23 protein-coding genes and 1 tRNA gene are annotated in these 23,201 nt (G+C 68.7%); 12 read left to right on the forward strand and 12 right to left on the reverse strand.

The window, feature by feature from the left end; genetic code table 11:
- Positions 1-8 precede the first annotated feature (8 nt).
- The gene (locus AC1C2R_RS05320) at positions 9-1,157 is read left to right on the forward strand and encodes a sensor histidine kinase (protein WP_495379232.1); all 1,149 of its coding nucleotides are present in this window, start codon (positions 9-11) and stop codon (positions 1,155-1,157) included.
- Complete coding sequence (locus tag AC1C2R_RS05325) at positions 1,154-1,768, forward strand: response regulator (protein WP_495351479.1); 615 nt, start codon at positions 1,154-1,156, stop codon at positions 1,766-1,768. The genes AC1C2R_RS05320 and AC1C2R_RS05325 overlap by 4 nt, the downstream gene beginning before the upstream one ends.
- A 21-nt stretch (positions 1,769-1,789) precedes the next feature.
- Here AC1C2R_RS05325 and AC1C2R_RS05330 read toward each other — a convergent pair whose 3' ends face one another.
- Together AC1C2R_RS05330 and AC1C2R_RS05335 are read right to left on the reverse strand one after the other, a co-directional pair.
- Positions 1,790-3,007, reverse strand: coding sequence for an acyl-CoA dehydrogenase family protein (locus AC1C2R_RS05330; protein ID WP_495379233.1), 1,218 nt, complete (start codon positions 3,005-3,007; stop codon positions 1,790-1,792).
- The gene (locus AC1C2R_RS05335) at positions 3,004-4,290 is read right to left on the reverse strand and encodes a CaiB/BaiF CoA transferase family protein (RefSeq protein ID WP_495380376.1); all 1,287 of its coding nucleotides are present in this window, start codon (positions 4,288-4,290) and stop codon (positions 3,004-3,006) included. Before AC1C2R_RS05335 ends, AC1C2R_RS05330 begins: the two co-directional genes overlap by 4 nt.
- 166 nt (positions 4,291-4,456) lie before the next feature.
- Between AC1C2R_RS05335 and AC1C2R_RS05340 the strand changes: the two genes are divergently transcribed.
- The 4 genes from AC1C2R_RS05340 (at position 4,457) to AC1C2R_RS05355 (ending at position 7,945) form a co-directional block, all read left to right on the forward strand.
- Positions 4,457-5,227, forward strand: coding sequence for a GntR family transcriptional regulator (locus AC1C2R_RS05340; RefSeq protein WP_495379234.1), 771 nt, complete (start codon positions 4,457-4,459; stop codon positions 5,225-5,227).
- Positions 5,208-5,957 carry a PDC sensor domain-containing protein gene (locus AC1C2R_RS05345; protein WP_495379235.1) on the forward strand — a complete coding sequence of 250 codons (750 nt, stop codon included), beginning with the start codon at positions 5,208-5,210 and terminating at the stop codon, positions 5,955-5,957. Before AC1C2R_RS05340 ends, AC1C2R_RS05345 begins: the two co-directional genes overlap by 20 nt.
- A 210-nt stretch (positions 5,958-6,167) precedes the next feature.
- Positions 6,168-6,443, forward strand: a complete 276-nt coding sequence (locus tag AC1C2R_RS05350) for a DUF4143 domain-containing protein (RefSeq protein ID WP_495379236.1) — start codon at positions 6,168-6,170, stop codon at positions 6,441-6,443.
- Positions 6,444-6,580: 137 nt separating this feature from the next.
- The gene (locus AC1C2R_RS05355) at positions 6,581-7,945 is read left to right on the forward strand and encodes an NAD-dependent succinate-semialdehyde dehydrogenase (RefSeq protein WP_495379237.1); all 1,365 of its coding nucleotides are present in this window, start codon (positions 6,581-6,583) and stop codon (positions 7,943-7,945) included.
- A gap of 132 nt (positions 7,946-8,077) precedes the next feature.
- Here AC1C2R_RS05355 and AC1C2R_RS05360 read toward each other — a convergent pair whose 3' ends face one another.
- Both AC1C2R_RS05360 and AC1C2R_RS05365 read right to left on the reverse strand, forming a co-directional pair.
- On the reverse strand, positions 8,078-9,667 hold the full coding sequence (locus AC1C2R_RS05360; RefSeq protein WP_495379238.1) for an amidohydrolase: 1,590 nt from the start codon (positions 9,665-9,667) through the stop codon (positions 8,078-8,080).
- Positions 9,668-9,790: 123 nt separating this feature from the next.
- Positions 9,791-11,635: a flavin-containing monooxygenase gene (locus tag AC1C2R_RS05365; RefSeq protein WP_495379239.1), complete on the reverse strand. Its 1,845-nt coding sequence runs from the start codon at positions 11,633-11,635 to the stop codon at positions 9,791-9,793.
- 192 nt (positions 11,636-11,827) lie between these two features.
- Here AC1C2R_RS05365 and AC1C2R_RS05370 point away from each other — a divergent pair, with 192 nt between their 5' ends.
- Positions 11,828-12,277, forward strand: a complete 450-nt coding sequence (locus AC1C2R_RS05370) for a MarR family winged helix-turn-helix transcriptional regulator (protein ID WP_495379240.1) — start codon at positions 11,828-11,830, stop codon at positions 12,275-12,277.
- A gap of 47 nt (positions 12,278-12,324) precedes the next feature.
- Here the strand turns inward: AC1C2R_RS05370 and AC1C2R_RS05375 are convergent, their stop codons facing one another.
- Positions 12,325-12,681, reverse strand: a complete 357-nt coding sequence (locus AC1C2R_RS05375; RefSeq protein WP_495379241.1) for an iron chaperone — start codon at positions 12,679-12,681, stop codon at positions 12,325-12,327.
- Positions 12,682-12,860: 179 nt separating this feature from the next.
- Between AC1C2R_RS05375 and AC1C2R_RS05380 the strand changes: the two genes are divergently transcribed.
- Positions 12,861-14,390 (forward strand): APC family permease, encoded by a 1,530-nt coding sequence (locus AC1C2R_RS05380; RefSeq protein WP_495351489.1) that lies wholly within the window; start codon positions 12,861-12,863, stop codon positions 14,388-14,390.
- Positions 14,391-14,415: 25 nt separating this feature from the next.
- Here AC1C2R_RS05380 and AC1C2R_RS05385 read toward each other — a convergent pair whose 3' ends face one another.
- A complete protein-coding gene (locus AC1C2R_RS05385; RefSeq protein WP_495379242.1) occupies positions 14,416-14,727 on the reverse strand; it encodes a hypothetical protein in 312 nt (103 codons plus the stop codon).
- A 207-nt stretch (positions 14,728-14,934) separates the two neighbouring features.
- On the opposite strand from AC1C2R_RS05385, the gene AC1C2R_RS05390 reads away from it, so the two are divergent.
- Positions 14,935-15,204, forward strand: a complete 270-nt coding sequence (locus tag AC1C2R_RS05390) for an acylphosphatase (protein ID WP_495351491.1) — start codon at positions 14,935-14,937, stop codon at positions 15,202-15,204.
- 23 nt (positions 15,205-15,227) lie between these two features.
- Here AC1C2R_RS05390 and AC1C2R_RS05395 read toward each other — a convergent pair whose 3' ends face one another.
- The 6 genes from AC1C2R_RS05395 to AC1C2R_RS05420 form a co-directional block, all read right to left on the reverse strand.
- Positions 15,228-15,452, reverse strand: a complete 225-nt coding sequence (locus tag AC1C2R_RS05395; protein ID WP_495351492.1) for a hypothetical protein — start codon at positions 15,450-15,452, stop codon at positions 15,228-15,230.
- Between the two features lie 105 nt (positions 15,453-15,557).
- Positions 15,558-16,247 carry a 50S ribosomal protein L1 gene (rplA, locus tag AC1C2R_RS05400; RefSeq protein ID WP_495351493.1) on the reverse strand — a complete coding sequence of 230 codons (690 nt, stop codon included), beginning with the start codon at positions 16,245-16,247 and terminating at the stop codon, positions 15,558-15,560.
- A gap of 135 nt (positions 16,248-16,382) precedes the next feature.
- Entirely contained in the window at positions 16,383-16,811 is a 429-nt protein-coding gene (gene rplK / locus AC1C2R_RS05405) for a 50S ribosomal protein L11 (protein WP_495351494.1), read from the reverse strand.
- A 237-nt stretch (positions 16,812-17,048) separates the two neighbouring features.
- Positions 17,049-17,999 carry a transcription termination/antitermination protein NusG gene (gene nusG / locus AC1C2R_RS05410; protein ID WP_495351495.1) on the reverse strand — a complete coding sequence of 317 codons (951 nt, stop codon included), beginning with the start codon at positions 17,997-17,999 and terminating at the stop codon, positions 17,049-17,051.
- 66 nt (positions 18,000-18,065) lie between these two features.
- On the reverse strand, positions 18,066-18,341 hold the full coding sequence (gene secE, locus AC1C2R_RS05415; protein ID WP_495351496.1) for a preprotein translocase subunit SecE: 276 nt from the start codon (positions 18,339-18,341) through the stop codon (positions 18,066-18,068).
- A gap of 40 nt (positions 18,342-18,381) precedes the next feature.
- Positions 18,382-18,454, reverse strand: a tRNA-Trp gene (locus AC1C2R_RS05420).
- A gap of 240 nt (positions 18,455-18,694) precedes the next feature.
- Between AC1C2R_RS05420 and dgt the strand changes: the two genes are divergently transcribed.
- The 3 genes from dgt to AC1C2R_RS05435 all read left to right on the forward strand — a co-directional run bounded on the left by dgt (position 18,695) and on the right by AC1C2R_RS05435 (position 23,160).
- Entirely contained in the window at positions 18,695-20,212 is a 1,518-nt protein-coding gene (gene dgt / locus AC1C2R_RS05425; RefSeq protein WP_495379243.1) for a dGTP triphosphohydrolase, read from the forward strand.
- Positions 20,213-20,308: 96 nt separating this feature from the next.
- Positions 20,309-22,570 carry an esterase-like activity of phytase family protein gene (locus AC1C2R_RS05430; protein WP_495379244.1) on the forward strand — a complete coding sequence of 754 codons (2,262 nt, stop codon included), beginning with the start codon at positions 20,309-20,311 and terminating at the stop codon, positions 22,568-22,570.
- Positions 22,571-22,743: 173 nt separating this feature from the next.
- Complete coding sequence (locus tag AC1C2R_RS05435; RefSeq protein ID WP_495379245.1) at positions 22,744-23,160, forward strand: DUF7144 family membrane protein; 417 nt, start codon at positions 22,744-22,746, stop codon at positions 23,158-23,160.
- The last annotated feature ends 41 nt before the right edge of the window (positions 23,161-23,201 follow it).

A 23,201-nucleotide genomic window follows, 5' to 3' on the forward strand; every position in this document is an offset into this window, starting at 1 on the left:
TGGTTTCCATGCAGATCGACGAACGAACCGAGCTCTGCAACGAGTTCGATCCTCTGCTCTCCCGAATCGCCCGCCGCCCGGGGCCCTTGTTCGCGCTCGTCTGGGCGCCGTTGCTCCTCCTCGGGCCTGTGGTCGACGCCATCGCCACGGCCGACCCCGCGCGCGTCGCCGCCCTCGCCGTCCTGGCGGCGGTATTCGCGATCACCGCGTGCCTGCCGTTCCAGAGCCTCGGCCGGCCCCGGTGGCGATCCGAAGCCGTGTTCGTGCTCTTCATGGCGCTGGTGACGGCATACATCTACATCTGGCACACCGATCAGGAGTTCCTCTTCCCACTCATCGCGATTGCAGCGGCCGTCGCCGTGCGCCGCCGTTGGGCGCTCAGCGTCGTGGGCGCCGCTGCGATCAGTGGGGCCATCGCAACGGGCATCGAGCGTGAATCCCTTGACGCGGCGCTCTTGCTCAGCTTCTCCACATACATCGCGGGAGCAGCGACCTTCATCGTGCAATACCTCGTGGAGGTCGTCGCCGAACTTCGGCGCACCCAGGAGCGACTCGCGAACACCGCGGTCACCGAGGAGCGCCTGCGCTTCTCGCGTGACCTTCACGACCTGCTCGGTCACACGCTCTCGGTCATCGTCGTGAAGGCCGAGGCGATCCGGCGCGTCATCGACACGCAACCCGACGCCGCCCGGGCCCACGCGGCAGACGTCGAGACGATCGGCCGCCGCGCCCTTGCCGACGTGCGAGATGCCGTCACGGGCTATCGCTCGGTCCGGCTCGGCGACGAACTCGACGCAGCGCGCACGGCGCTCGCGGCGGCCGACATCGAGTTGGAGGTCGCGGTTCTGCCCGATGGGCTCGCTGCGCAGGCCGACGCCGTCCTCGGCTGGGTGGTGCGGGAGGGTGCAACGAATGTGCTGCGCCACTCAGGGGCACGGCGATGCCGGATCGTGGTCACCGCGGAGCGCGGCGTCGCACGCATCGAGATCACCGACGACGGGCGCGGCGGGGGCGGCGCACCGGAAGGCGGCGGACTCACCGGCCTGCGGGAACGGCTTCAGGCGTTCGACGGCGAGCTCTCGGCGGGCACGACCTCCGACGGCTTCCGCCTGACCGCGATGATCACCGACGCGGCGATGGCGGGGCGACGACGATGAGTGAGCTCACGACCATCCTGATCGCCGAGGACCAGGGCATGATGCGCTCGGCCTTGGCCGGCCTCCTCGAACTCGAGCCGGACATGACGGTCGTCGCGGAGGTCGCCCGCGGCGATGAGATCATGGCCGCGGCGCGTCGCACGATGCCCGATGTCGCACTCCTCGACATCGAACTGCCCGGTCGCAGCGGTCTCGACGTCATCGCCGAGCTGCGGGCCGCGCTGCCCGAGTGCGTCATCGTGATCGTGACGACGTTCGGCCGGCCGGGGTATCTGCAGCGGGCGATGCAGGCAGGCGCGCGCGCATTCCTCATGAAGGACGATCCCGTCGAACAACTCGCCACCGCCATCCGGCGTGTCAGGGCCGGTGAGGTCGTGGTCGACCCGAAGCTGGCGACCCAGGCCCTCAGCATCAGCCCGAATCCGCTGAGTGATCGCGAACGCGAGGTGCTCGGGGCATCCGTCGACGGCGCCACCATCGCCGACATCGCGAGCGAGGTCAATCTCTCGCCGAGTACGGTGCGCAACTACCTGTCGTCGGCGATCGGCAAGACGGCGGCCCGCAACCGTTCGGAGGCGCTCAGCGTCGCCCGCGACAACGGGTGGCTCTGACCCGTCGAGCTTGCACACACGTCAGAACGCGCTCAACCCCGTGAGCTCGCGCCCGAGGATCAGCTGGTGGATCTCGTCGGTGCCCTCGTACGTGCGCACCGATTCGAGGTTGGCCGCGTGCCGCATGACGGGCCACGCATTCGTGATGCCGTCGCCCGCGAGGATCGCGCGAGCCTCGTGCGCGATGTGCAGCGCCTCGCGCACGCTGTTGAGCTTGCCGACCGAGATCTGTGCGGGCGTGAGCGCGCCGCGCTCTTTCAGCCGGCCGAGGTGCAGCGCGAGCAGGATGCCCTTCTCGACTTCGAGGAACATGTCGGCGAGTTTCGCCTGGATGAGCTGGTTCGCGCCGATCGGCTTGCCGAACACCTCGCGGGAGGTCGAGCGTTCGATCGCCGCCTCGAGGCACGAACGGGCCGCCCCCATCGCGCCCCACACGATGCCGTAGCGCGCTTCGTTCAGGCAGCCGAACGGGCCGGAGAGCCCCTTCGCACCCGGCAGGATCGCATCGTCGCCGACCCGCACGCCGTCGAGTTCGATATCGCACTGCACCGAGGCGCGCATCGAGAGCTTGCCGTCGATGGGCGTCGCCGTGAAGCCCGGGGTCGAGGTCGGCACGACGAACCCGCGCACCGCGCGACCGCCGTCGCCGCCCGCAGCTGCGCTCCCGCTTCCAGGAGCCGGCGGGTCCTCGACCTTCGCCCAGACGACGGCGACGTCGGCGACGGAGGCGAGCCCGATCCACCGCTTCGAGCCGTCGATCACCCAGTCGTCGCCGTCACGACGGGCGGTCGTCGTCATGCTTGCAGGGTCGGAGCCGCCCTGGGGCTCCGTGAGTGCGAAGCATCCGACCAGGTCGCCGGCAGCCATGCCCGGCAGCCACCGCTGTTTCTGCTCCTCCGAGCCGTACTTGTGAATGGCGCTCATCGCGAGCGAGCCCTGCACCGACACGAAGGTGCGCCAGCCCGAGTCGGCGGCCTCGAGCTCGAGGCACACGAGCCCGTACGAGACCGCGCCCGCGCCGGCGCATCCGTAGCCCTGCAGGTGCATGCCGAGGAAGCCGGCGTCGCCGAGCTCCTTCACCAACTCGCGGCGGAAGTGCTTGGCCTCGAAGTCCTCCTCGATGACCGGCAGGATGCGCTCCTGCGCGAACGCGCGGGCCTTCAGCTGCCACTCGCGCTCCTCCGCGCTGAGCAGCGCGTCGAGGTCGAACACGGCGTCGATCGAGGGGGCGGAGGTCACAGGTGCGGTCCTTTCGAAGGGGTCGGATGCCAGTCGGCGCCCGCGTGCTCGTCGAGCACGGGCGGCGGGGTTCGGTAGGCGGCGGGGCTCGCCGAGAGTCCGATCGGGTTCGCGATGGTGCGGCTCGCGAACGCGCCATCGGCGATTTCGGCCACGGGATCGAGGCCGAGCGATTCGCCGAACGCGATCGCCTCGGCGACGTCGTTCACGAGGCCCACGGGCACGCCGGCTCCGTTCAGCACTTCGACCCACTGCGCAGCGGATGCCGCGGCGAGCCGCGCCTCGATGAGCGCCGTGAGCTCGGCGCGATGGGCGACGCGATCGCTGTTGCTCGCGAATCGCGGGTCGTCGGTCAACGCTGCTCGAGTAGCGCCGCGGGTCCCGATACGCTCGCTGGCGCTCACTCCTCGACCAACGGAATCCGCTGATCGAGTAGCGCCCGACGAAGGAGGACGCGTATCGAGATCCCCCGACGACGACTCGAGCACGGCGGCGAGCGCGCGGAACTGCTTGTCGTTGCCGACGGCGATGACGAGCTCGCGATCGGCCGCGTGGAACACCGCGTAGGGCGCGATGCTCGGGTGCGCGTTGCCAAGGCGTCGCGGCGGAGCACCCGTCGCGAGGGTCGATGCGGCCTGGTTCGTGAGCGCCGAGAGCAGGCCCTGCATGAGGTTCACCTCGACGAGCTGACCAACGCCCGTGCGGTTCCGCTCGCGCAGCGCGAGCAGGATGCCGGCCACCGCGTTCTGCCCGGTGAGCACATCGACGAGGGCGACACCGGCCTTCGCGGGCTCGCCGTCGGGTGCACCGGTGATCGACATGAGCCCGCCGACGGCCTGCACGAGCAGGTCGTACCCGGCGAGCTCGGCGCCCTCCCCTGTGCCGAAGCCCGTGATCGAGCAGTAGACGACACCGGGGTTCGACGCTCGTACCTCGTCGTACGACAGCCCGAAGCGATCCATGACGCCGGGCCGGAAGTTCTCGATGACGACATCGGCGGATGCCGCGAGCCGCCGGGCCTCGGCGAGCCCCGCGGCATCCGTCAGGTCGAGGGCGACCGAGCGCTTGTTGCGGTTGACGCTGCCGAAGTAGGTGGCTTGTCCGTCGGCGTCCACGGGCGGGCGCCAGTGCCGGGTGTCGTCACCGGCCGGGGACTCGATCTTCACGACGTCGGCGCCGAAGTCGGCGAGCATCATCGTGGCGTACGGCCCGGCCAGCACGCGGGAGAAGTCGGCGACGCGAACGCCCGCGAGCACGCCCGCAGGTTCGATCGGCACATCCATCGGCGCATCGCCCGGCGGCACACGGGTCTCGTCGTCGGTGCGTCGCTCGTGCATCCCATCCGCCTTCGCATGTCAGTGGCTGCCCGGCCACCCTAATTCATCCTATCTTGAATGATTTCTGTGCGCGCGGGCATCCGGGCGAGGTCTGCTCGGCTAGCCTGAACGCATGGAGTCGAGGGTGGGACCGGGCGCACGCGAAGCCGTCTTCGCCCAGCTCGCCGACACGGGCCGCGCCGAGCAGGTCGCGCAGCGGCTCACCGACGGCATCGTGCTCGGAGTCCTCGGTGCCGGCGAACGGCTGCCGAGCGAACCCGACCTCGCCCGCCGCTTCGGCGTCGCGCTCATCACCGTGCGCGAGGGACTCGGCATCCTCCGCGAGGCCGGTCTCGTCGAGACCCGCCGCGGTCGCGACGGCGGCAGCTTCGTCGTCGCCGACGACGCCGACCACCGTTCCCTCATCACGACACGTCTCCGAGGCCTCGCCCAGGTCGAACTCAGCGACATGGCCGTGTACTTCGGCGCCATTCTCGCGGCGGTCGCCGAACGCGCCGCCGAGCGGGCCACAGCCGCCGATGCCGAGCGCCTCACCGCCTGGCTCACCGCGGCCGACTTCGGCGCAGCGGCATCCGCTCGCACCAATCAGGGCGGCTTCTTCCTCGAACTCGCGGTACTCAGCCAGTCGGCCCGGCTCGTTCGCGAGCAGATCCGCCTGCAGGCCGAGTTCGGCCCGTTGCTGCTGCTCGGCCTCGACGGCGAACAGGCCCGCGCGGATGTCGCGGCGCACGACGCTGCCATCATGCACGCCGTCGCGTCGCACCGCCCGGCACCTGCACGCGAAGCGGCCGGCGACCTCGTGCGAGGCCTTTCGGAGCACCTGCTCGCGGCGAAGGCCCGCATCGAACGGGGAGGTGGTCTCGATGAGCCGATCAGCGCATGACGTGGCCGCCGGCGTCGGCGAGGTCTTCGCGGGCGTGTTCGAGCAGCTCGCCGAATGGCGACGACCCATCGAAGCCCTCATCGACGCCTCGCCCGAGGTGCGGCCCGCCGAGCTCGACACCGTGGTCTCCGAACTCGTGCTGCCCCGCCTCACCGAGCCCGACCCGCTGCTCGTCGGCGCCGGCTTCATCGCCGACGGCGAGATCGTGCGGGGCCGCGACGTGCACTTCGCGTGGTGGCTCGGACCGCTCGACGCGAACCCCGTGCTCGGCTCGACGACCGAGCCGACGCGGCTCGACCTGTCGACGCGCGGGTACACCGAGTACTTGCGGGACTTCCGCGCGCTCGAGTGGTACTCGATCCCGGCGACGACACGGCACGCGCACGTCACCGGCCCGTACGTCGACCACCTGTGCACGTGCGATTACATCCTCACGCTGACGATGCCCGTGCACGCCGCGGCGGTCGACGCAGCGCCCGGCGACGAGGTCGCGCGCATGGTCGGAGTCGTCGGCGCCGACATCACGGTGCGCCGCCTCGAACACGAACTGCTCGCGGCGTTCCTCGACGTGCCAGAGCCGCTCGCGCTCGTGAACGAGGCCGGGCGCGTCGTGCTCTCGACCGATCCGGCGCTGCAGGTCGGGCAGCTCGCCGGCCGTGCGGCGCACACCGAGCCGTGCCCCGGCACGCCGTTCCGGGTGCTCGTCACGTCCATTCTCGGCCAGTTGTAGCGTAGAAACCTGGCTAGTTGCAGCGTAGAACTCGTGCTAGATGTAGCGTAAAAGTCCGGTTGGTTGTAGATCCGGCACTCGCAGCCCGCCTTCTCGAGCTCGAGCGCAGCGATCTGCTCGGGGCGACGGCCCCGGCCCCACTCGGCCCACAGCACGGGTCGCTGCTCGGCCGCTTGTTCGAGTCGCTTGTCGCTCTCAGCCTCCAGACCTATGCCCAATCGAACGAGGCTCGACTCAGCCACTTCCGCAGCAAGAAACGGCGACCGCGAAGTCGACTTCATCGTGCACCGCGGAGATCACACCGTCGTGGCGGTCGAGGTGAAACTCTCGCCGACGATCGAAGACGCCGACGTGCGCCACTTGCATTGGTTACGTGAAAAGTTGGGCGACGCACTCGTCGATGCCGTGGTCGTCACCACCGGCCCCCATGCGTATCGGCGCCGAGACGGCATCGCCGTGGTACCCGCAGCCCTCCTCGGCGCCTAACCGAGAGCCGCGGCATCCGGGTCGAAATGAATCATCCGCTGTTATATCTTTGACGGGAGCGTATGCATCGCGGCAGACGACCCCCTTCATCAGGTCGAGGACTGGCTGGCGCGGGTGCACCCGAGAAGGAGAACCCCATGAGCTATGCCGTGACCAATCCTGCAACCGGTGAGACCGTCAAGACCTACCCGACGATCACCGACGCCGAGCTCGAGGCCGCCATCGCCTCGGCCGACGAGACGCACCGCACCTGGTCGCGCTCGACCACCGTCTCCGAGCGCGCCGCACTCGTCCGCCGCGTCGGCGAGCTGCACCTCGAGCGCCGCGACGAACTCGCCGCGATCATCGTGCGCGAGATGGGCAAGCCCATCGAGCAGGCCTACGCCGAGGTCGATTACAGCGCCGACATCTACGCGTACTACGCCGACAACGCCGAGTCGCTGCTGAAAGACGAACCGATCGAGCTGCTCGCGGGCGAAGGCTCGGCGCTCATTCGCCGCGACTCGCTCGGTGTGCTGCTCGGCATCATGCCGTGGAACTTCCCGTATTACCAGGTCGCCCGCTTCGCCGGCCCGAACCTCGTGATCGGCAACACGATCCTGTTGAAGCACGCCGAGCAGTGCCCCGAGTCGGCCGCCGCGATCGAGCAGATCATCCGCGACGCGGGCTTCCCCGAGGGCGCCTACGTCAACATCTACGCGTCGCACGACCAGATCGCCACGGTCATCGCCGACAAGCGTGTACAGGGCGTCTCGCTCACCGGGTCCGAGCGTGCGGGCGCCGCGATCGCCGAGATCGCCGGCCGTCATCTGAAGAAGGTCGTGCTCGAGCTCGGCGGCAGCGACCCCTTCATCTTGCTGTCGACCGACGACCTCGATGCGACCGTCGAAGCGGCCGTCGCGGCACGCCTCGACAACAACGGTCAATCCTGCAACGCCGCGAAGCGCTTCATCGTCGTCGATGAGCTGTACGAGCCCTTCCTCGACAAGTTCACCGCTGCGATCACCTCGGTCGAACCGGGCGACCCGGCGAAGGAGGGCACCGGCCTCGGCCCGCTCTCTTCGGCGAAGGCGACCGAGACCCTCGCCGAGCAGGTCGAGCGCGCCGTCGCGCAGGGCGCCACGCTCGTCGCGGGCGGCACCGCTGACGGCAACTTCTTCGCCGGCACCGTGCTCACCGATGTGAAGCCCGGCTCCGACGCGTTCCACGAGGAGTTCTTCGGCCCCGTGGCGCAGATCTTCAAGGTCGCGGGCGAAGCCGAGGCCGTGCAGCTCGCGAACGACACCCCGTTCGGGCTCGGCTCCTACGTGTTCACGACCGACGCCGAGCAGGCCCTGCGCGTTGCCGATTCGATCGAGGCCGGCATGGTCTTCGTGAACGTCGTGGGCGCCGACGGCGCCGAACTGCCCTTCGGCGGCATCAAGCGCTCGGGCTCCGGCCGCGAGCTCGGCCGCTTCGGCGCCGACGAGTTCGTCAACAAGAAGATGATCCGCATCGGCTGATCACCGGAACATGAGCGGATGCCCCGGGGCCGGCGCCCCGGGGCATCCGTCGTCTCAGGGCGCTCGCGAACACAAGCAGTGGTGCCGTAACCACACCCGGACCGCGGCCCCGCCCGCCCGTCGGCCGCGCGCCTACTGCTCCCGCCTGAACCGCACCTCGCCGCCGACCACCGTCGTCGCGACGCGCAGCTCGCGGAGCTCGGCCGGCTCCACCTCGAAGGGGTCGCGTTCGAGGGCGACGAAGTCCGCGAGCTTGCCGACTTCGAGGCTTCCCTGGCGCCCCTCGCGGTGCGCGGCGTAGGCGCTGCCCGCCGAGTGGGCGGCGAGGGCCTCGGCGACGGTGATCCGCTGCTCGGGCTCCCAGCCGCCGATCGGTCGCCCCTCGGCGTTCTGGCGGGTGACCGCCGCGTGCACGGCGTACATCGGGTTGGGGCTCTCGACCGGCGCATCGGAGCCGAAGGCCAGGTGCGCGCCGGAGTCGGCGAGCGCGCGCCACGCGTAGTTCGCGAGGCTGCGGCCGGCGAGGAGGGTCGACGCGAGTGCGATGTCCGAGGTGCAGTGGGTCGGCTGCAGTGAGGGGATCACGCCGAGCTCCGCGAAGCGCGGTACATCGTCCCAGCGGATGTGCTGGGCGTGTTCGATGCGATGCCGTAGGCCCGCGGCTCGGCTGAGCTCGGTGACCTCCTCGTAGGCGTTCAGCACGAGGTGGTTCGCCTCGTCGCCGATCGCGTGCGTTGCCACGGCGATGCCCGCCGCAGCGGCCTTCCGCACGAGTTCGCGCAACCGAGGGTAGGGAATCACCTCGATGCCGCGATTGCCCGCCTCGCCGATGAACGCCTCGCCCATGTGCGAGGTGTGCGAGCCGAGCGCGCCGTCGGAGAAGAGCTTGACGGGCCCGGTCTGGAACCAGTCGTCGCCCTGGCCCGTGTACCGGCCCTCGGCGATCGCCGCATCGAGATGGTCGGCGGGGATGGCCTTGTGGACGCGGAGCTTCAGTCGCCCGTTTCGCTGCAGCTCGAGGTACGCCGCACGGGCGTCTTCGCCGTCGATGTCGTGCAGCCCGGTGAGCCCGACGGCGAGCAGGTGCTCTTGCTCGGCCGCCAGCAGTTCGACGAGATCGACGACGGAGGGCCCGCCGATGAGCGCGTCGAACGGACGCTGCGCCTCCTCCCGAAGGATGCCGGTGGGCTCGCCATGCGCATCGCGCACGATCTCGCCGCCGATGGGGTCGGAGGTGGCCGCGGTGATCCCGGCCGCCGCGAGGGCGAAACTGTTGGCCCAGACGGTGTGCCCGTCGACGCTCGGCAGCACGACCGGGCGATCGGGGCAGACCCGGTCGAGGCTGTAGCGGTCGGGTTGCACCGGCACATCCCAGGTGTTCGAGTCCCAGCTGCCCCAGAAGATGCCCTGGCCCACCGGAAGTCCTGCCGCGCGGGCACGAACGGCGGAGAGCGCCTCATCGAGGCTGTGCACCCCACGCAGGTCGAGCTCGCCACGCTCGCTCGCGAGCAACTCCGTGTGGATGTGCGCGTCGATGAATCCCGGCACGACCGCGAGACCGTCGAGGTCGACCTCGACCGTGCCCGGACCCGCGAGCCGCCGAAGCTCGGCGTCGTCGCCGATCGCGGCGATCACCCCGTCGACGGCGAGCAACGCCTCGGCGGGCGCGGCGCTCCCGTGGAGCGTGTGGATGCGGGCATGCCGGAAGAGCGTCGAGGGCAACTGTCGTCCTTGCGTCGGGATCGGATGTTCCTGCAAGGCTAGCGAGCCGACCGGGCCGGTGCGGGGGCGGTGTCTGGCGACATCCGCCCCCGCAGCATGCAAGATGCCCGCGAGCTGATCAGCTCACGAGGCGGCCTCCGCGAGGCTGCTGTCGCGCGCACGCAGCTCGTCTTCGTCGCGGACGAGGAGCTCGCTCAGGTCGCCGTCGCGTTGGGCGCGCAGCAGCCGATGGAATGCCACGGGGCCGGGTGAGTAGGTGAATCCCGTGATGGCCTGCGTGCCCTCGGCGTTGTAGTAGCCGGGAGTGCACGCGGCCTGGAATGCCGACACGTCACGTGCGGTGTCGTGAACGGTGCGCAGCCAGTCGGCTTCCGCCTCTGCCGTGGGTTCGATGCGTATGGCGCCCTCGAGGTCGGCGCGCGAGATGACGGCGGCGATATGTTCGGCCTGCTCCTGGAGGATGTGCGTGAAGTTCACCGAGTTGGCGTTCTGGAGCGCGCCGAGCTGGAACAGGTTCGGGAACCCGTGTGTGGAGTAGCCGTGGAGCGTGCGGGGGCCACGCGCCCACGCCTCCAGCAGCGCACGCCCATTCCGACCGACGACGGGCAGCGTCCCCGACATGACGCCGGAGACACCGGTCTCGAATCCGGTCGCGAACACGACGCAGTCGACCTCGTATGCGGTATCGCCGACCACCACCGCGTTCTCGGTCATCGCCGTGATGCCGTGGAAGCTGGCAGTGTCGACCAGGGTGACGTTCGGGCGGTTGAACGACTGCAGATAGAGATCGCTGAATCCCGGGCGCTTGCACATGTAGCGGTACCAGGGCTTGAGTGCCTCGGCGGTCGCAGGGTCGTCGACGACCTCGTCGACGCGGGCGCGGATACGGTCCATGGTCGCGGCGTCGTCGAGCTCGTCCTGGCGCTCGCGTTCAGCTGGGTCGAGGGTCTCATCGAGGGAGCCCGAGAGGATGTGTCGCTGCAGGCTCGTCGTGGCCGTCCACCCGTCGGTCACGAGGGACTCCGGCACCGGCTCTCCGGCCAGAACGGAGAGGAAGTTCTCCATCCGCTCGCGCTGCCAGCCCGGCTGCAGCGAGGCCGCCCACGCAGGATCGGTCGGTCGGTTGTCTCGCACGTCGACCGTGGAAGGTGTGCGCTGGAAGACGATGAGCTCTTTCGCGCTCTCGGCGAGATGGGGGATGACCTGCAGACCCGTCGCGCCGGTTCCGACGACGGCGACGCGCCTGCCTGTGAGGCCTGTGAGGTCGCCGTCAGCGCTGCCACCCGTATACGCGTAGTCCCATCGGCTGGTGTGGAAGGTGTGGCCGCGGAACGACTCGATGCCCGGGATGCCCGGCAGCTTCGGCTGCGTCAGCGTGCCCGACGAAGTGATGACGTACCGGGCGCGGAAGCGATCGCCCCTGTCGGTCTCGATGAGCCACTCCGACGAGTCGTCATGCCAGGTGAGTGCGGTCGCACGAGTGTGCGGCACGAAGTCGCGGTACAGGTCGTAGTGCTCGGCGATGCGCACGGCGTGTTGCCGGATCTCTTCGCCTGGCGCGTAGCGCTCCTTCGGCAGATACCCCGTCTCCTCGAGGAGCGGCATGTAGACGTACGACTCGATGTCGCAGCGCACGCCGGGGTAGCGGTTCCAATACCAGGTGCCGCCAACGTCGCCCCCCTCGTCCATGACGCGGACTGAGTCGGCTCCCGCATCCCGCAGGAACGCGGCGGTGAGCAAACCGCCGAAGCCGGCGCCGATGACGAGCACCTCGACGCGGTCGGTGGCGGGTTCGCGGTCGACGCGCGGGGTATACGGGTCGACCGCGTAGTAGCCGAACTCGCCCGCGGCGCGGCGGTACTGGCGGGCCCCGTCGGGGCGGATGCGGCGGTCGCGCTCCGCGGCGTACTTCTCGCGGATCGCGTCGATGTCGATCGAGGCGGTTGCCTCTGCTGCGAATCGGTTCATACTGTTTCTCCTTTCGCCCGTCGTCGAGTCGAGAGCGGAATCGAGGGCGCACGCGCGGGCGCCCACCAAGGGTGGGCGCGCTCCGATCCGGGCCCGACACGACTCCGGATCGGAACTTCTCCTGGATAAAGGTTAGTCGCAAGCTAAGGAAATGTAACTGGGTATCGACTGGCAAGCCACTACCGTGAAGACGTGGGTGGGGACGAGAGAGACGAGGTCCAGCGACGCATCGAGTCGCTGACGATCGCGATCACCGTGCGCTCCATTCCGCGGATCCTGGGGTCGCTGCTGCAGACCGATCTGACCATCCAACAGCTCAAGACGCTGACCTCTCTCGTCGTGGCAGACGGGATGACGACGACCGAGGTCGCACAACGTTTCTCGGTGTCGATGGCGACGGTGTCGAAGCTCGTCGACCGGCTCGTCGGCCAAGGCCTGGTCGAACGCGTCACCACTCCGGCTGATCATCGCGTGCGCCGACTGCGCCCCACGAAACTCGGACGCACCGTCGTCGCCGAGATCCTGGGCGCCCGCCCGGAGCTCGGCAACGACGTGCTGCGGGGCCTGACCGTCGAAGAGCTCAGGGCGCTCGAAACAGGCCTGCGGGCGATCAGCCGGGAGTTGCATGCGCTCCGCGGATGATGCGTCCTTCCTCGGCTCAGCTGTCGCACCGGCGCACGATGCGACCGCTAGCGCTTCTTCCTCTCGTCGATCTCGTCACGGCGCAGCAGGATGATGCGGTCGACGAGCGAGTCGGGCAGCGGATGCTCCGGCGTGAACCGGATCGTGCCCTTGGCCCACGAATACCCGTCGAGGTCCGACGAGATCGCCTCGATCACCGGCGGGCTGTACGGGTAGAGGCCGATGTGCTCCTTCGCCTTCATGATGCTCAGGAGCGGTGAATCCCGGTAGCGCAGCGCGGGCATGCCGTAGCTCACCCCCTCTTCGGCATCGGGCACGAGCGCGACCGCACGGGCCCTGATGCGCTCGATGACGTCACGATCGGGCTCCTCGAGCCCGGCGATGTAGTCGCTCATCTCCCCCATGGCGGCCATGCTACGCCGAGCGGATGCCGCGGCATCCGCTCACCCGCGAGTCGCCCTGGAATCTAATCATCCGGAACTATAGCTTTATGACCGGATGTCTGGCTAAGCTGGCGCGACACCACGACGGCGTGGTGTCGTCGGCGGGGGCGGCCGACGCCTGATCACCCTGGAAGGCAGCGATGTCCGAAGACCGCCAACCCGCAGCGAGCCTCTCCGACGGCGAGCACCTGAGCGTGCTCGGCTACGAGGATTCGTTCAACCGCTCGATGAGCCTCTGGGCCAACTTCGCCCTCGGCTTCACCTACCTCTCCCCCCTCGTCGGCGTGTACTCGCTGTTCGCGGTCGCCCTCGCCATCGGCGGGCCGCCGTCGATCTGGTGGATCGTCATCGTCGGCGCCGGCCAGCTGCTCGTCTCGCTCGTGTTCGGCGAGGTCGTCTCGCAGTACCCGATCCACGGCGGCATCTACCCGTGGGCCCGGCGCCTGTGGGGCCGTCGCTACGCCTGGATGGCGGCATGGGTCTACATCTGGGCGATGATCGTCACGATCACCGCGGTCGCGGAGTTCGGATCCGGCTTCGCCGCGAGCCTCTTCGGCATCGACCACACGAACGAGTCGACGCTGTTGATCACGCTCGCGTTCCTCCTCGTCGCCCTCGCCATCAACTTCACGGGCACCAAATGGCTCGCCCGCGTCGCGCGCATCGGCCTCGCCGCCGAGCTCATCGGCGTCATCGGCCTCGGCCTCTACCTGCTGATCTTCCAGCGCAAGCAGGAGTTCAGCGTGTTCTTCGACACGATGGGCGTCGAGGGCGATGGCAGCTACGCGGCGGCCTTCATGGGCGCCGCTCTCGCTGGACTCTTCCTGTTCTACGGCTTCGAGGCGTGCGGCGACGTCGCCGAGGAGGTCGAGAACCCGGCCCGGCGCATTCCCAAGGCGATGATGCTGACGATCCTCGTCGGCGGAGTCTCCGCCCTGTTCTCGTTCGGCGGGTACGTGCTCGCAGCGCCCGATCTCGCATCGATCGTCGACGGAGCGGATGCCGATCCCATCCCCGGCATCCTCGAGGCGACCCTCGGATCGGTTGGCGCGAAGCTCTTCCTCGTCGTCGCGATCACGGCGTTCCTCTCGTGCGTGTTGAGCCTGCAGGCCGCGGCAAGCCGCCTGCTGTTCTCCTTTGCCCGCGACGGCATGATCCCTGGGCACCGCTGGCTCTCGAGGGTCTCGCCGAACACCAAAGTGCCGACGAACGCACTCATCGTGGCGTGCACCGCGCCCGCCCTCATCGCCGTGCTCATCTGGGCGAACAACGACCTGCTGGTTCCGGTCACGGCGTTCGCGGTGCTCGGCATCTACGTCGCCTTCCAGATGGTCGTGCTCGCCTCGCTCCGGCAGCGGTTCAAGGGATGGCGGCCGGCCGGACCCTTCTCGCTCGGCTCGTGGGGCTTCGTCATCAACATCGTTGCGCTCGCCTACGGGATCTTCGCGATCGTGCTGCTCTCACTGCCAGGCACGTCGGGCGACTTCTTCACCGATTTCGTCGTGCTGATCGGCCTCGGCGTCGTCGCGATCACCGGGCTGGCGTACCTCTTCATCGCCCGCCCCGATCGCAAATCCGACGCACCTTCGGGCGACGCGATCGCGGTGGCGGAGCGGCTTCGATCGCACCGCGCCGAGCCGAGCGAACGCACCGAAGAGCCGGTCGCCTGACCGACGAGCTCAGTCGATCGGCGACTCAGCGCGGTCGTGTGTCGATCGGGTCGAGCGAGTCGGCGAGTTCTCGAAGCAGGGCCACCAGCGCGCGAGCGTCCGCCCCTTCTGGCACGTCACCGGCCCCGACCCGGTCGGCCCAGTCCCGGGCCGACCCGATGAGACGCGCGGTGATCGGCGAGCGGTCGACGCGCTCGGCCCTGCCTTCGGCGAGCTCTTCGTCGATCTCGGCGCACACCGGGGCGAGCCGGCGATGCGCCGCTGACCCGATGACGCCGTGCTGGAATCCGGGTCCCTCGAGCGCTTCGAGGATCCGCGCGAGTGTGCCCTCAGCCACGCGGGGTCCTGTCGCTGCGGGAAAACGCGGCGCCCCGCAGGACATCGTGCTGGAGCGGGGTGGTGCAGGTCATGTCTCGATCATTTCAGACTCACACGCTCGAGTCGCCCGGATTCGGTTCGTGTGTCGCCTGGGCCACGGCTGCGAGACGATCGGCGGCATGCCCCAGCGCGCCTGCTGCCCGCCCCACGGCCTACGCTGAATCGCATGATCCGCAGACACATCGTCGTGCACGGAATCGTGCAGGGCGTCGGCTTCCGCTACTCCGCACAGCTCGAGGCCCGACGGCTGCGCGTGACCGGTTGGGTGCGCAACACGGCCGACAACACGGTGGAAGCCGAGATCGAGGGGGAAGCGGCATCCGTCGATGCCGTGCTCGAATGGTTTGCGAACGGTCCGCCCGGGGCGGTCGTCGAGCGCACGGATGTCTCGGAGCGCGTGCCGCTCGGCGAGCGGGCGTTCGTCATCGCGGGGTGACGACACCTCAGCGCCGTCGTCGGTCAGAGCCAGTGCACCACTTCGCCGCGACGCAACGACTCGTCGTCGACGCGGTCGAGGGTGCGGTGGCGTTCGGCCGCAATGAGCAGCCAGACGATGATGAGCGCCAGCACGACAGTGTAGACGGCCGGGCCGAAAGCACCGATGAGAGTCATCCAATATGCGGCGGCTGCGGCGACCACGATCGTGGCCACCGACGCGAGCACTGCAGTGGTTCGTTCGCTCATGCCGCCAGCGTACGCCTCACCACCGACGCCGCAAGGGGCGGCGTCGGGCCGCGTACGACGAAGGGCCCGCCGGCGAACCGGCGAGCCCTTCGAGCGTGGGCGACCCTAGATGGCGTTGACGTCGAGGGGGATACCGGGGCCGAACGTGGTCGACACGGCGCCCTTCTGGATGTAGCGGCCCTTGGAGCTCGACGGCTTCAGACGCACGATCTCTTCGAGAGCGGCGTTGGCGTTCTCTTCGAGCTGCTCCTTGGTGAAGGAGGCCTTGCCCACGACGAAGTGCACGTTGGAGTGCTTGTCGACGCGGAACTCGATCTTGCCGCCCTTGATGTCGGAGACGGCCTTGGCGACGTCAGGGGTCACGGTGCCGGTCTTCGGGTTCGGCATGAGACCACGGGGGCCGAGCACCTTGCCGAGACGGCCGACCTGGCCCATGAGCTCGGGGGTCGAGACCGCCGAGTCGAACGCGGTGTAACCGCCGGCGACCTTCTCGATGAGCTCGGCGCCGCCGACCTCATCGGCGCCTGCCGCGATCGCAGCCTCGGCCGCGGGGCCGGTTGCGAACACGATGACGCGAGCGGTCTTGCCGGTGCCGTGCGGAAGGATGACGGTGCCGCGCACCATCTGGTCTGCCTTGCGAGGGTCGACGCCGAGCTTCAGCGCGACCTCGACGGTCGAGTCGAACTTCGCCGAACCGGTCTCCTTCGCGATGGCGACTGCCTCGCTCGGGGTGTAGAACTTGCCGTCTTCGATCTTCTCGGCCGCGGCGCGGTAGGCCTTGGACTTCTGTGCCATGTTGTTTCTCCTTGAGAGAGTGTGGTCATCTGCGCCTGGCGGGCGCTGCCACGGATGCTGAGTTCTGGTGAGCTCGCCGAGCTTGTCGAAGCGGGCGAGCGTGCGTTCCCTTCGACGAGCTCAGGGAACTGAGGCCTATTCGACCGTGATGCCCATCGAGCGAGCGGTGCCCGCGATGATCTTCGACGCGGCGTCGAGGTCGTTGGCATTGAGGTCGACCATCTTCGACTCGGCGATCTCGCGCACCTGCGCCTGGGTCAGCTTGCCGACCTTGGTGGTGTGCGGAACGCCAGACCCCTTTGCGACGCCGGCAGCCTTCTTGATGAGCTCGGCGGCGGGCGGGGTCTTCAGGACGAAGGTGAACGAACGATCTTCGTAAACCGTGATCTCAACGGGGATGACGTTGCCGCGCTGGGCTTCGGTCGCCGCGTTGTAGGCCTTGCAGAACTCCATGATGTTCACGCCGTGCTGACCCAGGGCCGGGCCGATGGGCGGGGCCGGGTTCGCAGCGCCGGCCTTGATCTGAAGCTTGATCAGACCGGTGACCTTCTTCTTCGGTGCCATGATTTCTCTCTTTCTGTTCGAACGCCCCGGATGCCGGGGCACTCTCCCGCACACCCGGCCGTTCCGGGATGCGGTGATCTGTGCGGCTGCGCGCGAGCGCACAACCTGTCAATTGTAACGGAAAGTCGCTGGTCGAGTAGCGAAGCGTATCGAGACCTCGTGAGCGGGTCTCGATCCGGCGCTCGACCTTGCCCCGAGCCGGATCAACGCCGCTTCGCGACATTGATCCGGCTCGCGTCAAAGCTTGGTGACCTGGTCGAAGCTGAGCTCGACCGGGGTCTCGCGCTCGAAGAGCGAGACGAGCACGGTGAGCTTGCCGCTCTCGGGCTTGATCTCGTTGATCGTGCCGGGCAGGCCCGCGAACGAGCCGTCTTTGATGGTGATCGTCTCGCCGACCTCGAAGTCGACCTCGGCGGGAATCGCACGTGCGGCACCGGTTGCGCCGCCGGCCTTCGCACCCTTGACGGGAGCGACATCCTTGATCTCGACGAGGCTCTTCAGCATGCCGAAGGCCTCTTCGAAGCGAAGCGGGGTGGGGTTGTGCGCGTTGCCGACGAAGCCGGTGACCCCGGGAGTGTGGCGGATGACCGACCAGCTCTCTTCGTTGAGGTCCATGCGCACGAGCACGTAGCCGGGGATGCGGACGCGCGTGACCATCTTGCGCTGGCCGTTCTTGATCTCGACCACGTCTTCCATCGGCACTTCGACCTGGTAGATGTAGTCGGCCATCGCCATCGACTCACGGCGCTGCTCGATGTTCGCCTTCACGCGACGCTCGAAGCCCGCGTAGGAGTGGATGACGTACCACTTGCCGGGAAGGAAGCGCAGCTCGGCGCGGAACTCCGCGTACGGGTCGGCCTCCTCTTCCTCTTCCTCTTCTTCGGTGACGGCTTCTTCTTCGATGACGGCTTCGACGGCGGCCTCGGCCTCGTCGGCGGAGTCGATGTCGAGGGCGTCGTCGATCACGGCGTCGGCCTCGGGGTCGATCGACTCGGCCATCGCGTCGAGCACGGCGTCGAGGTCGACGTCGTTGCCCTCGTCGTCGACGACGTGCACGGCACGGTGCTCGGCCGGCTCGACCGATTCCTCTTCGCGCTCGAGCATGCTGCCCGTCTGCGCCTCATCGTCTTCGGCCGACTGCTCTGCAGCCGTGGCCCAGTCGACGTCGTCGCGCTCAGTCCTTGACACTTCTCTCAAATCCTTTTCTCCTGTGCGCCAGCGGCGAACCGGATCAGTCGAACCCCGAAGGCTCGATCAGCCCCCCGGTGTTCCGAAGACGTACAGCACAAGCCAGCCGAACACCTGGTCGAACGCCCACACGATCGCCATCATGATGATGACGAACACGAGCACGACAGACGTGAAACTGACGAGCTCTTTACGGGTCGGGGTGACGACCTTCTTCAGCTCGGAGATGACCTGGCGAACGAACAGGGCCAAGCGCGAGAACGGATTCCGACGCGCTGCGCGATCGCGCTTCGCGTTGGCAACAACGTCTTCGCTGGGCTCTTCGATGATCTTCCGTGCCACCTCGTACACCTTTCGTGGGCCGGCAATCACTGCCGGCTCGCAGGGCGGACAGGACTCGAACCTGCAACCTGCGGTTTTGGAGACCGCTGCTCTACCAATTGAGCCACCGCCCTATGGAACGACCGGGTGACCGGGGCTGTTCCACTCGACTGTCGAGGCACCACGATTCACTACGTTTCTCACCAGGTGAAAGCCCGAAAATAGGCGCAGAAAATCTTGGCTGACTTCAACAACCTCACCAAGTGTATGCGACGCCGGAGGGAGAGTAAAGCCGAGCGGATGCCGCCGGCGCACCCGTGCCCGCAGCGTCCGTGAAGCGGGCGTCCGCGAGTCGATCGGCATAGATTGGGCGCATGCCCATCGATCGCGCGTCGCGCCTCGTCCCAGAGCCGCGCAGCAGCGCCGAGGTCACCGGCGAGCACTCGCAGTTCCGGCTCGACCTCGAGCGCATCCGGTTCTCCCCGTACTTCTCACGCCTCTCGGCCGTCACCCAGGTGATCGCGCAGCCCGGCGCCGGCCCGCTCATCCACAATCGCCTCACCCACTCGATCAAGGTGACGGCGGTGGCGCGCGCGATCGCCGTGAAGCTGACGACTACCGGGTCGCCGGCCCGTGCATTCGCACTCGAGCACGGCTGCGACGCCGTCGTCGTGCAGGCCGCGGCGAGCGCGCACGATCTCGGGCATCCGCCGTTCGGCCACCTCGGCGAGCGCGTGCTCGACCGCCTCGCGCGCGACACGCTCGGGCTCGTCGACGGCTTCGAGGGCAACGCGCAGAGCTACCGAATCCTGACGGCGCTCGACGTCAGCGAGGCGGCCCCGCGCGGGCTCAATCTCACGGCGGCGGTGCGAACCGCCGTCGCGAAGTACCCGTGGACACGCTTCGTCGACGCCGCCGCGCTCGGCGACGGCCCGCTGCCGCGCGGGCTCCGCCGCTCGGAGGACGGCGTCGAGGTGCTGAAGTTCTCCGCGTACGGCATCGACGCCGTCGATCTCGACCAGGCTCGCGCCGGGCAACCGCCGATGCAGCAATCACTCGAGTGCTCGATCATGGACATCGCCGACGACATCGCCTACTCGATTCACGACGTCGACGACTTCTACCGTGCGGGCGTGCTCAGCCAGGGCGCCGTCGCACGCGAGTTCCGCGGCTGGATGGAGAACAGCGTGGAGCTTCGCGGGCTCGACGACGACGCGCTCGTCGAGCGCACCGCTCCGCCGGGAGGCTCCCTCGAGCGCCTGCGCCGCAAGATCCGGCGCAGCGATGCGTGGGTCGCCGACGACGACGCGTTCGCCGCCGCCGTCGACGTCGTGGCCGACGACCTCGTCGATGGACTGCTCGCCATCCCGTTCGACGGCTCGATCGCCTCGGAGCGGGCATTGTCGTCGTTCACGAACCGCTGGATCAGTCACCTGCAGTCCTCCGTCGTGCCGGCACCGACCGACGTGGTGCGTGCCGGTCTCGTCACCCTCGATCGGCGCGCCTGGCACGAGGTGGAGGTCCTGAAGTTCGTGCACCGGCACTTCATCCTCGACCGGGCCGACATCGTGATGTACCAGCGCGGGCTCAGCCGGGCGCTCACCCGGGCCGTCAAGGGCCTCACCGCCTGGGCGACCGACCAGCACGACCGCGACCGTCTGCCGCAACGCCTGAAGGAGCTCATCGAGATCGCGACCGACGGCTATGCGCGGGTTCGCTACTCGCGTCCCGACGGGCACCCGATCCCCGCGGCCGGCGATGTGCGGCGGTTCGGGGTCGGCCGCGGCGTGATCGACTACGTCGCCTCCCTCTCCGACGACCAGGCGCTCGCGGTGTCGGAGGCGATCGACGGGCGACCCGATCGACTGTGGGGCATCGGCCAGAACCTCTGAGCAGCGGCCACGGTCCACCGAGCCGTTCCATGCCGTTCTTCCAAGCTTCCTCATCCGGCCACGCGCAGGGCAGGCCAGTGACGATTGGCTCGCGGCATGAGCCGAATCCTCACGCGACGCGCGCTACCGCGCCTCATCGCCCTGACCGCCGCAGTGGCCGCCACTGCGGCCGTTCTCGTCCCTGCATCCGCCATCGCCGCCCCAGGCGGCAATGGCCCGGGCACCCCTCGGGCGCCGTTCGTCCACGCGCTCGAGCCCACGCTCGTCGCCCGCGCGACCCTCTCCGCCGATCATCTCGAGTCGGGCCCTGCGTCGGGTGCGCTCGCGTCCCCGGGCAACGGGCGCGTCGGCCCGTGGGCCGGGCAGGTCATCCCGGGCTTCTCCGCGGCGATCGACAACGGCGACGGAACGTTCTGGGCCCAGCCCGACAACGGATTCGGCACCAAGGCGAACTCGGCGGACTTCCTCCTGCGCAACTACCTCGTGCGCCCGAACTGGCAGACCGCCGACGGCGGCGACGGTTCGATCGCCGTCGAGCGCTTCATCAGCTACAACGACCGCAACCGGGTGCTCGACTTCCCCATCGTGAATGGCGACTCCGCCGACCGCCTGCTCACGGGCGCCGACTTCGACATCGAATCCGTCGTGCTCGCGAAGGACGGCACGTTCTGGGTGGGCGAGGAGTTCGGGCCGTTCCTGCTGCACTTCGACGCCGCCGGCACGCTGCTCGAGAAGCCGTACTCGATCACCGGCGCGAAGTCGCCGCAGAACCCGTACCTCCAGCCCGGCGAGACGCCGCGCGTGCGTGCCAGCCGAGGGTTCGAGGCACTCGCGGCCTCGAAGAACGGCCGCTACCTCTACCCGGTGATCGAGGGCTCCTACGCCGACGAGACCGATCTGCGTCGCCGTGAGATCCACGAGTTCGACACGCGGCGCGGCGAGTACACCGGCCGCACGTGGAGCTACCAGACCGATCAGGAGGCGAACGTCATCGGCGATGCCTTCACGGTGAAGAACGACGTGCTGCTGCTGGTCGAGCGCGACGACTTCGAGGGTGACCAATCGGTGACCAAGCGCATCTACGAGGTGAACCTCCGTCGCACCGATGCGCAGGGCCACCTCGAGAAGACGCTCGTGCTCGACGCGCTCCGCATCGCCAACCCCGACGGCATCGGTGCGGGCGACGGCTACGGCACCGGCGAGGTCTTCTCGCTTCCGGTGCAGTCGTTCGAGACAGTGGTGCAGCTGAAGGGCGGTCGCCTGCTCATCGGCAACGACAACAACTACCCCGGCAACGACGCACGCATCCCCGGCACGCCCGACGACACCGAGTTCGACGTGATCGACCTCGACAAGGTCAAGATCGAGCCGTCGGACGTGACCATCATCGGTCACCGCGGCGCGAGCGGGCACCGCCCCGAGCACACGCTGGCCGCGTACGAGACCGCCATCGTGCAGTGCGCCGACTACATCGAACCCGACGTGGTCGCCACGAAGGACGGCGTGCTCGTCGCCCGCCACGAGAACGAGATCAGCGGCACCACGGATGTCGCGGCGAGGCCCGAGTTCGCCGACCGGCGCGCGACGAAGGTCATCGACGGAGTGAATGTCACGGGCTGGTTCACGGAAGACTTCACGCTCACCGAGCTCCGCACGCTGCGCGCCAAGGAGCGCCTGCCGCTCACGCGCCCCGCGAACACCGCGTTCGACGGGCTCTACCAGGTGCCGACGCTCGACGAGGTCATCGACCTCGCCCGCCACTCGGTGAGCTGCGACGGCCGCCAGGTCGGCGTCTACCCCGAGACCAAGCACCCCACGTACTTCGACTCGATCGGCCTCTCGCTCGAGGAGCCGCTCGTCGCAGCGCTGCAGGCCGCCGACGTGGACCGCGCCGATGCCCCCGTCATCGTGCAGAGCTTCGAGGTCGGCAACCTCAGAGAGCTCGACGGGATGACCGACGTGCACCTCGCGCAGCTCATCAGCCCGTCGGGCCGCCCCTACGACTTCACGGCCGCGGGCGACCCCCGCACGTACGCCGACCTGGTCACGCCCGCCGGTCTCGCCGAGATCGCGGGCTATGCCGACGGCGTCGGCCTCGAGAAGTCGGTGATGATCCCGCGCACCGCCGCCGGCACGCTCGGCACGCCGACCGCGGCCATCGCCCACGCGCATGCGGTCGGCCTCACGGTCCACGGCTGGACGTTCCGGCTCGAGAACCAGTTCCTCCCCCTCGAGTTCCGCTCGAGCGTCGACCCGAACGCGCCCGGCGACCTGCTCGGCGAGCTCCGGGTGTTCGTGGACGCCGGCATGGACGGAGCCTTCAGCGACCAGCCCGACGTCGCCGTCACGATCGGCTGAACCGCCGAGGCAAGTGCGGGGCGAGGCACCGGGTGAGCGGCGGCCCTCGCCCCGACGGCGCGCCGGGCGCCATTCATTCCTGCTCCGCCGCCGCGCGCTAACGTGACGCCAGCACCATCTGCGCCGTCGCAGATTCGCGCCGACGCTGCTTCGATGCGAAAGGGAGTAGCACTATGAGTAGTACGCAAGGAAATACGCAGGTAACCGGCTGGGTCGGCTGGGGAGTGTTCGCGGCGATCATGCTCATCATCGCGGGCGGCTTCGACATCCTCTACGGATTCATCGCCCTCGCCATGCCCGACAGCGCGTACCTCACCACCGGCGGCGGCGCGCTCTTCCTCTTCGACGTGCAGGGCTGGGGCTGGTGGCACGTGATCAGCGGCGCTCTGCTCGTGCTGGTCGGCGCCGCCCTCTTCTCGGGCGCGACGTGGGCACGTGTGGTGGCTGTGATCCTCGTGATCATCAACGCCATCGGGCAACTGTTCCTGCTGCCCGTGCAGCCCTGGTGGTCGCTCATCGTTCTCACGCTCGACTTCCTCGTGATCTATGCACTCACGGTGCACGGCAGGGAGCTCAAGACCCGCGCCTGACCACCCGAAACGCCGAGATCCCCACCACGAGATTTCGGCTC

This window comes from Agromyces sp. Y182 (assembly GCF_059445385.1).